General features: G+C 63.5%; 9 protein-coding genes. 6 read left to right on the plus strand and 3 right to left on the minus strand.

Annotation, left to right across the window (positions count from 1 at the left end; all coding sequences use genetic code 11):
* From IL54_RS21640 to IL54_RS21660, 5 genes are all read left to right on the plus strand, one after another.
* Window positions 1–902: PQQ-like beta-propeller repeat protein (locus tag IL54_RS21640; RefSeq protein WP_076605620.1), on the plus strand; the 902-nt coding region annotated here is incomplete at its 5' end.
* Between the two features lie 125 nt (window positions 903–1,027).
* Window positions 1,028–2,395 carry a ribosome biogenesis GTPase Der gene (der, locus tag IL54_RS21645; protein WP_037480361.1) on the plus strand — a complete coding sequence of 456 codons (1,368 nt, stop codon included), beginning with the start codon at window positions 1,028–1,030 and terminating at the stop codon, window positions 2,393–2,395.
* The gene (locus tag IL54_RS21650; RefSeq protein ID WP_037480362.1) at window positions 2,382–2,597 is read left to right on the plus strand and encodes a sulfurtransferase TusA family protein; all 216 of its coding nucleotides are present in this window, start codon (window positions 2,382–2,384) and stop codon (window positions 2,595–2,597) included. Before der ends, IL54_RS21650 begins: the two co-directional genes overlap by 14 nt.
* A gap of 72 nt (window positions 2,598–2,669) precedes the next feature.
* Window positions 2,670–3,110, plus strand: a complete 441-nt coding sequence (locus tag IL54_RS21655) for an Hpt domain-containing protein (protein ID WP_037480788.1) — start codon at window positions 2,670–2,672, stop codon at window positions 3,108–3,110.
* A gap of 45 nt (window positions 3,111–3,155) precedes the next feature.
* Window positions 3,156–4,163, plus strand: coding sequence for an LLM class flavin-dependent oxidoreductase (locus tag IL54_RS21660; RefSeq protein WP_037480791.1), 1,008 nt, complete (start codon window positions 3,156–3,158; stop codon window positions 4,161–4,163).
* On the opposite strand, the gene IL54_RS21665 is transcribed toward IL54_RS21660, so the two are convergent.
* Window positions 4,158–5,231 (minus strand): acyltransferase family protein, encoded by a 1,074-nt coding sequence (locus IL54_RS21665; protein WP_037480363.1) that lies wholly within the window; start codon window positions 5,229–5,231, stop codon window positions 4,158–4,160. The two genes, IL54_RS21660 and IL54_RS21665, sit on opposite strands and share 6 nt — an antisense overlap.
* A 225-nt stretch (window positions 5,232–5,456) precedes the next feature.
* On the opposite strand from IL54_RS21665, the gene IL54_RS21670 reads away from it, so the two are divergent.
* A complete protein-coding gene (locus IL54_RS21670; RefSeq protein ID WP_037480364.1) occupies window positions 5,457–7,112 on the plus strand; it encodes an ATP-binding protein in 1,656 nt (551 codons plus the stop codon).
* Here the strand turns inward: IL54_RS21670 and IL54_RS21675 are convergent, their stop codons facing one another.
* Complete coding sequence (locus IL54_RS21675) at window positions 7,113–8,564, minus strand: MATE family efflux transporter (protein ID WP_037480794.1); 1,452 nt, start codon at window positions 8,562–8,564, stop codon at window positions 7,113–7,115.
* Between the two features lie 239 nt (window positions 8,565–8,803).
* Window positions 8,804–10,024, minus strand: a 1,221-nt coding sequence (locus tag IL54_RS21680) for a class I tRNA ligase family protein (protein ID WP_156106344.1), incomplete at its 5' end; no start/stop codon positions are given.

Genomic DNA, 10,024 nt, shown 5'->3' on the forward strand with positions numbered 1-10,024 from the left:
CCGCCGAGGGCAAGGGCAATGGCCGGTCGCTGTTCGGCGGCGGCGTCAGCGTCGTCGGCGATCGCGTGTTCGCCAGCACGGGTCTTGGCGACGTGTTTGCGCTCAATGCCACCGATGGCGCAATCATCTGGAAAAAGCATCTGGCCGGGCCGCTGCGCGGCGCGCCGACGCTGGAAAATGGCCATGTCTATGTGATGGGCCAGGATAACCAGATTTTCGCGTTGAACCAGTCCGATGGGGAGACCCAGTGGACCGACAGCGGCACCTTGCAGGTCACCGGCATTTTCGGCGTTGCCGCCCCCGCCGCCGCGCAAGGTACGGTCGTTGCGGGCTATAGCTCGGGTGAAATCAACGCCTATCGCTACGAAAATGGCCGCACGCTCTGGGGCGATGCGCTCTCGCGCACCAGCATTTCGACGGCGGTTGCGACCCTGACTGACATTGACGCCGATCCGGTCATCGACCGTGGCCGTGTCTTCGCGATCGGCCAGGGCGGCCGCATGGCCTCCTATGAACTGACCAGCGGTCAGCGCCTGTGGGAAATCAATATTGCGGGCATCTCCACCCCCTGGGTGGTGGGCGAATGGGTCTTCGCCGTCACCAGCGACGCGCGCCTGCTCTGCGTCGCCCGCGCGACCGGTAAGATCCGCTGGGTCAGTCAGTTACGCCGTTGGCAGAATGAAAAGAAGAAGGACAAGGCGATCCGCTGGACTGGCCCGGTGCTGGCAGGTGGCCGGTTGATCGTCGTTTCGACGCGCGGCCAGATGGTCTATGTCGATCCGACGACCGGTTCGGTGCAGTCGGAAGTGGACATGAAACATTCCATGTCCCTCTCGCCGATCGTCGCCAACAATATACTTTATGTTCTGGCGGATGACGGCAAACTGACGGCGTTCCGCTAAACCGATTATTCGTGCTAAGCATGCTCCTGCGAAGGCTGGAGCCCAGTTCCTCCGCTTTTGGACTGGGTTTCTGCCTTCGCAGGAGCATTGCGTTTTTTTAGATAAGAAGAAGGAAACGGGCCTCCATGCTGCCCATCGTAGCCATTGTCGGGCGGCCCAATGTGGGCAAGTCCACCCTGTTCAACCGCCTGATCGGCAAGAAGCTCGCGCTGGTCGACGACCAGCCTGGCGTCACCCGCGACCGGCGGGAGGGCGAGGCGCATCTGCTCGGCCTCGATTTCACCATCGTCGATACCGCCGGTTATGAAGATGAGGACGCCAACAGCCTGCCCGGCCGGATGCGGATGCAGACCGAAGCGGCGGTGGAAAATTGCGACGTCGCCTTGTTCATGATCGACGCGCGCGCGGGCATCACGCCACTGGACGAGGAAATCGCCCGCTGGTTGCGCGCCAATGATGCGCCGGTCATTCTGGTCGCCAATAAAGCGGAGGGTAAAGCCGCCGACGATGGCGTGATGGAGTCCTTCAGCTTGGGGCTGGGCGAGCCTGTCCCCTTTTCGGCCGAACATGGCCAGGGCATGGCCGACCTGTTTCAGGCGCTGCTGCCCCATGTCGAGCGCGAAGGCGACGAACCGTTCGAGCGGGAATTTTACGAGGATGACGAGAGCGCGCCGCTCAAACTCGCCATCGTCGGCCGCCCCAATGCGGGCAAATCCACGCTGATCAACCGCCTGCTCGGCGAAAACCGCCTGCTGACCGGGCCGGAAGCGGGCATCACCCGCGACAGCATCGCAGTGGACTGGATGTGGACCAGCCGCGAAGGCGTCGAGCGGCCCGTCCGCCTGATCGACACGGCGGGGATGCGCAAACATGCCAAGGTGCAGGACAAGCTGGAAAAGCTGGCCGTCACCGACGGTCTGAACGCTGTGAACTTTGCCGAAGTCGTGGTGCTGTTGCTCGATTCGACGCGCGGACTGGAAGCGCAGGATCTGCGCATCGCCGACAAGGTGCTGGAGGAAGGGCGCGCGCTGGTCGTCGCACTCAACAAATGGGATACGGTCGAACATGGTTCGGCCTTGTATCAGGGCATCAAAAAAGCGCTGGACGACGGGCTGGCGCAGGTGCGCGGCGTGCCCATCATGACCGTGTCGGCGGCCACCGGCAAGGGTCTGGACGACCTGATCCATGTCGCGTTCGAAACGCGCACCGCCTGGTCGCAGCGCGTGTCCACCGGCGTCCTCAACCGCTGGTTCGAAACCGCGCTGGAGGCCAATCCACCGCCAGCGCCGGGCGGCAAGCGGATCAAGCTGCGCTACATCACCCAGAACAAGACCCGTCCGCCGACCTTCGTGCTGTTCGGCACGCGGCTGGACGATCTGCCCGAAAGCTATCGCCGCTATCTGGTGAACGGCATAAGGCGGGAACTGGGCTTTGGCGCCGTGCCGGTGCGGCTGACGCTACGGAGCGCCAAGAATCCTTATGCCACAAAATGAGCCGCTGTCGGTCAACGCGCGCGGCATGAAATGCCCCTGGCCCGTGCTGCGCGCGGCACGGGCCATGCGCGGGGCCGATGCGGTGGTGGTGGAGGCCGACGATCCGATCGCGCCTGCCGAACTCGCGGCCCTGGCAAGCGCGCAAGGCTGGGCGTTCGAGGCGCTGAGCGACCATCGCTTTTCACTGCGCCGCCCAGGCTGATCATCATCCCGCTTTAACCGCCTGTTTACGCAGCCCGCCTATTTCCAGACCTTAGCCAAAGGAGCGGTGCGCGTGCCCCATCAAGAGACCGATCTGGTCAACTGGACCGAATTTACCCGGACCCGGAATGAGCTGGGCGCCGCATTTCCACGTATATTGGGCTATTTTCGCGAAGATGGCGTGAAGTCGATCCAGGCAATCGAGCAGGCATTCCGCGCGCGCAACGCCGTCGCACTGGTCACCCCCGCGCACACGCTCAAGGGGGAATCGGCGCAGTTCGGTGCCTATCGCCTCAGCGCCATGGCCGAAGAGATTGAAATGGTCGCCCGCCGCTGTGTGGAAACCCGTGAACAGCCCGACGAACTGATCGAAACCGTCGTCGCGCTGCGTCCCTGCTTTACCGAAACGCTGGCGCTGCTGGATCGCGACGCCAACCCGCTGGTCGCGCGCCGTCCCGTGACTTTCGGTCGCCGTACCGAAACGCCGGTTCAGGGTTTCGGTCGCGCCATCTGAATTTGCGTATTGAAATAAAACCCATCATGCCCCCATATGGAGAGCATGACACGCTTTTCCCTGCTCGATCTCGTCCCCGTCCGCGAAGGCGACAGCATTGCTACCGCGCTCGCCAATACAGCTGACCTCGCCGCCCATGCCGAAAGGCTGGGCTATCACCGTTTCTGGGTCGCCGAACATCATGGCATGGCGGGCATCGCATCGGCCGCGACGTCTGTCGTGCTGGCACATATCGGTCAGGCGACATCGACGATCCGTATCGGCGCGGGGGGCATCATGCTGCCCAATCATGCGCCCCTGCTGATCGCCGAACAGTTCGGCACGCTCGACGCGCTCTTCCCCGGCCGGGTTGATCTGGGGCTGGGTCGTGCACCGGGGTCGGACCAGCGGGTGGCGCAGGCGATCCGCCGCACGCTTGCAGGTGGGGCGGATAATTTCCCGCGCGACGTGATGGAGATACAGGCCTATTTCGCTGCGGACGATCGGCTGGGCATCCAGGCGACACCGGGCGCAGGCGCGAACGTGGCACTGTGGATTCTGGGCTCCAGCCTGTATGGCGCGCAACTCGCTGCGGCGCTGGGCCTCCCCTACGCCTTCGCCTCGCATTTCGCGCCCGCTGCACTGGATGAAGCGATTGAAATTTACCGCCGCGACTTCCGCCCCTCGGCCCAGCTGAGGGAGCCTTATGTGATGGCTGGCTATAATGTCTTTGCTGCCGACAGCATGGCCGATGCGCAATTGCTCGCCAGTTCGATGCAGCAGGCGTTCGTGCGGCTGCGCACGGGGCAGCCGGGCAAGCTCCAGCCCCCCGTAGCGGATTATTACGACATGTTGCCGCCTCAGGCGCAGGCGATGCTGGCCGATGTGCTGAGCGCCTCCAGCATTGGTACGCAAGCCGATGTCGAGCGTGACCTGGCCGCCTTCCTGCGCCGCACGCGCGCGGACGAACTGATCCTGACCGGGCAGATTTTCGATACCGCAGCCCGCAAGCGCAGCTTCGCCATCGCCATGGCGGCAGCACAGGCAATCACCGCGCCCGAACTCGCGCTATAAGCGGCCGCCGCTGAGTAAAGCGGCGGCGCGCGGGGCGATCCGACGGAGTATTCGGCCCAGCGCAATCACCGCGAGGAGCACCAGCAGCGGCTGAAGGATCAGGTAGAACGGATAAAGCGGCGATCCCAGCGGGCCGGTCAGATTGCCCAATAATGGCCCGCCAAGCCAGATGAGGATCAGGTGCGCGCAAAAGAGCAGGAAGACGAACGGTTCGATCCGCAGCAACATCGCGCGCGCCCCGCTGCCCGCCAGTGCCCAGGCAATCCGCCAGAAAGCGACGACAGCGCTCAGGCGAACGGCCAGGTCCAACGTCCGCTGCGCCAGCACCGCCTCGCCATCGCCAACCATGATCGCGCGATAAAGTTGGGCCCCCATCAACAGCGCGAAGGGCAACAGCGCCCATAACAAGGGCAAGCAAGTGATCCGCGCCTCCCAGGCACCTCGTCGCGCCATGATGCCCAAGGTGAAGAAGAACAGGATCGACGTGCGCATCAGCACGGGCGGACCAAGCCCCGTGACATGGCACGCCGCCGCAACCAGCGCGATGATCCCCAACGCCCAGCCGGGCGATCGCACCAGCAGCGGCGCTGCGACCATGCACAGGAACAGGTCGCGCAGAAATCCCATCTGGACATTGATGTCGGGATTGCGGGTGAGGACCAGCATTTCATCCACCGTCCACCAGAGCGACTGGGGCACGGGCGCGGAAAGGCCGAGCATCAGCGCAGCGCTCGATACCAGCAGGATCGCAATGCCATTCCACAGGATCATGGGCAGCAGGATCGTCCGCGCCTTGCGCCGGACATGCCCGCTCCAATTGCGCGTACCGCTCGACCCCGCTACCAGCCAGCCCGATATCAGGCCCAGCAACGGCACGGCGCTACGCCCGAACAATTCCATCAACAGCCAGCGCAGGTTTTCCTGCGCCGTCCCGCGCAACGCATTGAGCGCTTCGCCGTTCAAGCCAGTCCAGGCATGGACATAAACCACGCCGACGATGCAGATGACACGGGCTATGGCAATCGCGTCGGAGCGCCGCGCTCCATCGTCCGTTATCGTTTCGGGCACGAAAATATCCTGTTGTGGCGCAGGCTCAATGCCCCAAAGCCTGTCCTGTTCCCCAGCCCCGATCCGATCCGTTTCGGACCAACCGCTACCTTTTGGCAAGAAGCCATGCCCCAAATTGTCCGATCAAGCGATGATCGACCCATGCATAAGCTAATCTTTACCTTCGCCGCCTAGACGTCATGTGTTTGCCGGAAGTCTTTCCGGGCCAAGGGACGACAAAGGCTCATGACCCATATGTCGGGTGCGCATCACTTCACGCCGACAGCGACGCCCGCGTCCCTGGCCACGGCCCAATCGATGGGAATGGTGTTCCAGATCGCCGGATCAAGCTCCAAGATCCTGATCGATCCGCAACGGCTTGCCCTATTGGGGCAGGACATGGACCCCTGCACCGCCATGGCGGGCCAGGTCGGCAGCCAGGTCAAGATGCGCGTCGGCACGGTCTGGCTGGTTGCCAGCGTCCGCGCGATGGTGCTGGACCAGGCGAGCCAGAGCATCGTCGCCGACATCGACTTTCTGGGCGAGGGCGACGAAGAAAAGCTGACCGGGCGTATCTTTCACTTCCGGCGTGGCGTCACCCGCTATCCAACACCCGGCACCGAGATTTTCCCGGTGTCGAGCAAGGATATGCAGCAGATCTACGCCGCCGATGACCGACCGCATGTCCAGATCGGCACCGTCTATCCCACCACCGACACGCGCGCCGCGCTCTATGTCGATCAGATGCTCGGCAAGCATTTCGCGCTGCTCGGCTCCACCGGCACTGGCAAATCGACCAGCGCCGCGATGATCCTGCACCGCATCTGCGACCTGTCGCCGCAGGGGCATATCGTGATGATCGACCCCCATGGCGAATATGGCGCGGCCTTCAGCAGCAATGGCGCCGTGTTCGACATCAGCAATCTGGCGCTGCCCTATTGGCTGATGAATTTCGAGGAACATTGCGAGGTGTTCGTCACCTCCTCCGGTTCCGAACGCACGGTCGATTGCGACATTCTCGCCAAATGCTTGCTCGCGGCGCGCATGAAGAACAGGCTTGCCGAACAGATTGGTCGCCTGACCGTCGATTCGCCGATCCCCTATCTGCTCTCTGACCTGACCAACATTCTCCAGAATGAAATGGGCAAGCTCGACAAGGGCACCGGGTCGCTGCCCTATATGCGGATCAAGACCAAGATCGACGAGATCAAGGCCGACCCGCGCTACAGCTTCATGTTCTCCGGCATGCTGGTGGCCGACACGATGCAGGACTTCATCGCGAAGATTTTTCGCCTGCCTTCGGACGGCAAGCCGATTTCGATCATCGACGTGTCCGCCATGCCATCGGACATCACCTCGACCGTGGTGTCGGTGCTGTCGCGCCTTGTGTTCGACTATGCAATCTGGGCGCGCGACGAGCCGCAGCGACCGATCCTGCTCGTGTGCGAAGAAGCGCATCGCTACATCCCCAATTCGACCAGCGGCAACGGCCAGGCGGTGCGCAAGATCTTGGAGCGGATCGCCAAGGAAGGCCGTAAATATGGCGTATCGCTGGGCCTCATCACCCAGCGTCCGTCGGACCTGGCCGAAGGCGTGCTGTCACAATGCGGCACGATCATCGCCATGCGTCTGAACAACGACCGCGATCAGGCCTTCGTCAAGGCCGCCATGCCCGAAGGGGCGCGCGGCTTCCTCGATTCGATCCCCGCGTTGCGCAACCGCGAGGCGATCATCTGCGGCGAAGGCGTCGCCGTGCCGATCCGCGTCGCGCTCGACAATCTGGAAGAACATCGCCGCCCCGCGTCCGGCGACCCAAGCTTTACCGAGCTTTGGCGGCAGTCGGGCGATGAGCAGGCTATCCTCGACCGCACCATCACCCGCTGGCGCAACCAGGGGCGGTAATTATCCGGTCGGCGCGATCCGCCCGGCGGGTTCGGCGTCGCTGTTCACACTCTCCCGACATTCTTCTTCATGCACCGGCACCAGCAGCTTGGCCTTGCGCCAGCCGCCTTGGGCATAGACCAGATAGGCGAGCAGCAGCGAGACGAACGATCCCGCCGGAAAACTGAACCACAACGCATCGGCACCGATCCGGGAATAAGCGAGATAATAGAAACCGATCCGCACCGCGAACAGGGTGAAGATCAGGATGATCAGCGGCTTTATCACCACGCCATTGGCGCGCATCACGCCGAACAGGATCATGGTGCAGCCAAAGGCCAGGAAACTCCAGCTGACCCGCAACTGCATATGCCATGCTTCCGCGATCACGGCGTCATTGTCGCCCAAAAACAGGCCCAGCAACGCTTCGTGGAAGGTCAGCATCACCGCGACCATGGTGCCGGTGATCAGCAACTGATAGCCGATGCCATAGCCGGTAATGCGGCTGATCCGGTCCCACCGCCCCGCGCCGATATTCTGCGCCGCCATGGCGCTGACCGCGCCGCCCATCGCCATCGCCGGCATCTGGAGATAGGTCCATAGCTGCTGCGACGCGCCATAGGCCGCCGTCACCTGCAGCCCTTCGCGGTTGACGAGGCCGATCATCACCAGGCCCGATGCCGACATGACGATCATCTGGAGGCCCATTGGCAGCCCCTTGCCCAGCAGCACGCGCATCTGTTCGGCCGCCGGGCGCAGATAGGCCAGCTCCAATCCGCGTAGCCGCAACGGCAGATCTTTGGCATAGGTATAGGCGATGATCCCGATCAGGCTGACGAAACCGGCCACAGCGGTCGCCGTCGCCGACCCCGCGATCCCCATGGCCGGGAACGGTCCCAGCCCCAGGATCAGCACGGGGTTCAATATCAGGTCCACCGCCACGCTGACGATCATGAAGATCAGCGGCGTGCGCGCATCGCCCACGCCGCGCAGGCCCATCATGATCATGACGGACAAGAGGGTTGCGGGCATGGCGATGAAGATGACGCGCAGATAGACGAGCGCCATGGCATAGGCTTCGACCGGGGTCGAAAGCAGCCGCAGCAGCGCGGGCGCGCCCACCCAGCCGAGGGTCGATACGACCAACGCCAGCCCCATGCAGAAGCCAACCGCCGACCCGAAGGCGCGGCGCGCGGCGTCCATGTCCCGCCGCCCCACCGCCTGGCCAATCATCACCGTGGATGCCATGCCGAATCCGAAGACGACCGAGAACATGAGGAACATGATGATATTGGCGTTGGCCGTCGCCGCCAGCGCCTCCGGCCCCAGGAAGCGCCCTACCCATATGGCGTTGATCGATCCATTGAGCGACTGGAGGATGTTCGACGCCAACGTCGGCATCGCGAACAGCATCAGCGTGGACGCGATCGGCCCTTGCGTCAGGTCTTTTGCGCCCGTCTTGCCTGCCGCCATGCTCATTCCCCCGCCCCCAACTACATGACAAACATATTTATTGCAGGCCCGACCCCAAATTCCTCCCCTGTAAGGGGAGGGGAACCGCCGAAGGCGGTGGAGGGGTGTCACCCTATCGATAGGGCGACACCCCTCCGTCAGGCTTCGCCTGCCACCTCCCCTGTCAGGGGAGGATTAGGCTTTTCAACACGCCGCTATCGAATATGATCGCCTGTATCTCAAAACTCGCAGAGACCCACCTACCCCAGCCGGTCGAGGGCCGCCTGCAACTGTTCCGCCTCGGCGGTCTTCTCGCCATGGTCCTCGCGCGCCTTGGCGACCGCTTCGGGCTTGGCCTTCTCGACGAAACTGGGGTTGGACAAGCGCCCGCCCAGCGCATCGCGCTCCTTCTGTGCCGCGGCCAGCGCCTTGGCGAGCCGCGCCTTTTCCGCAGCGATGTCGATTACGCCTTCCAGCGGCAGGATGAAGGTCGCTTCGTCCACTACGATCTGCGCCGCGCCGCCCGTCGGCGCTTCGCCAAAGGTCAGGCTCGCGATGCGACCCAGCCGCGCCAGCGCCGCACCCTGCCGATCGAGGCGACGATGCGTCTTCTCCGACCCGTCGCTCACCACCACCGGCAGCTTCGCGCCCGGCGGCACGTTGAGTTCGGTCCGCGCGGTACGGATGGCGCTCACCAGCCGGATCAACCAGTCAATCTCCGCCTGCGCTTCGCTGTCCACCGCCGCCAGCGCCTGCGGCCATTGCGCAACGATCAGTTCGTTCGCGCGCGCGCCGGTCAGGTGCCATAACTCTTCGGTGATGAAGGGCATGAAGGGGTGCAGCATCACCAATATCTGATCGAACGCCCAGCCCGCGACCGCGCGCGTCTCGTCGTCCATCCCGCCTTTGGTCAGTTCGATATACCAGTCGCAAAACTGGTCCCAGACGAAATGATAGATGGCGTTGGCGGCTGCGTCGAAGCGCAGGTCGGCAAGCGCGCTGTCGATCGCCTGCACGGTCGCGACCGTCTCGGCGATGATCCAGCGATTGACCGGCAATTGCGCGGCGGGTGCCTCATGGCTGGTCGAGGCCGTCACGCCGTTCGACTGGAGGAAGCGCGCGGCGTTCCACAGCTTGGTCGCGAAGTTGCGATAGCCCTCGACCCGCTTCTCATCCATCTTCACGTCGCGGCCCTGGCTCTCCATCGCCGCCATGAAGAAGCGCAGCGCATCGGCCCCGAACTTGTCGATCAGGCCCAGCGGATCGACGACATTGCCCTTGGACTTAGACATTTTCTGCCCGTCCGCCGCCCGGACGAGGCCGTGGAGATAGAGTTTGCGCCATGGCACGTCACCCATGAACTCCATCCCCTGCATCGCCATCCGCGCGTCCCAGAAGAACAGGATGTCGAAGCCGGAAATGAGGAGATCGTTGGGATAGTGGCGGGATACGAGCGAGTTGCTCCCCTCCCCTTCAGGGGA

Source organism: Sphingobium sp. ba1 (assembly GCF_000743655.1).
Classification (GTDB): Bacteria; Pseudomonadota; Alphaproteobacteria; order Sphingomonadales; family Sphingomonadaceae; genus Sphingobium.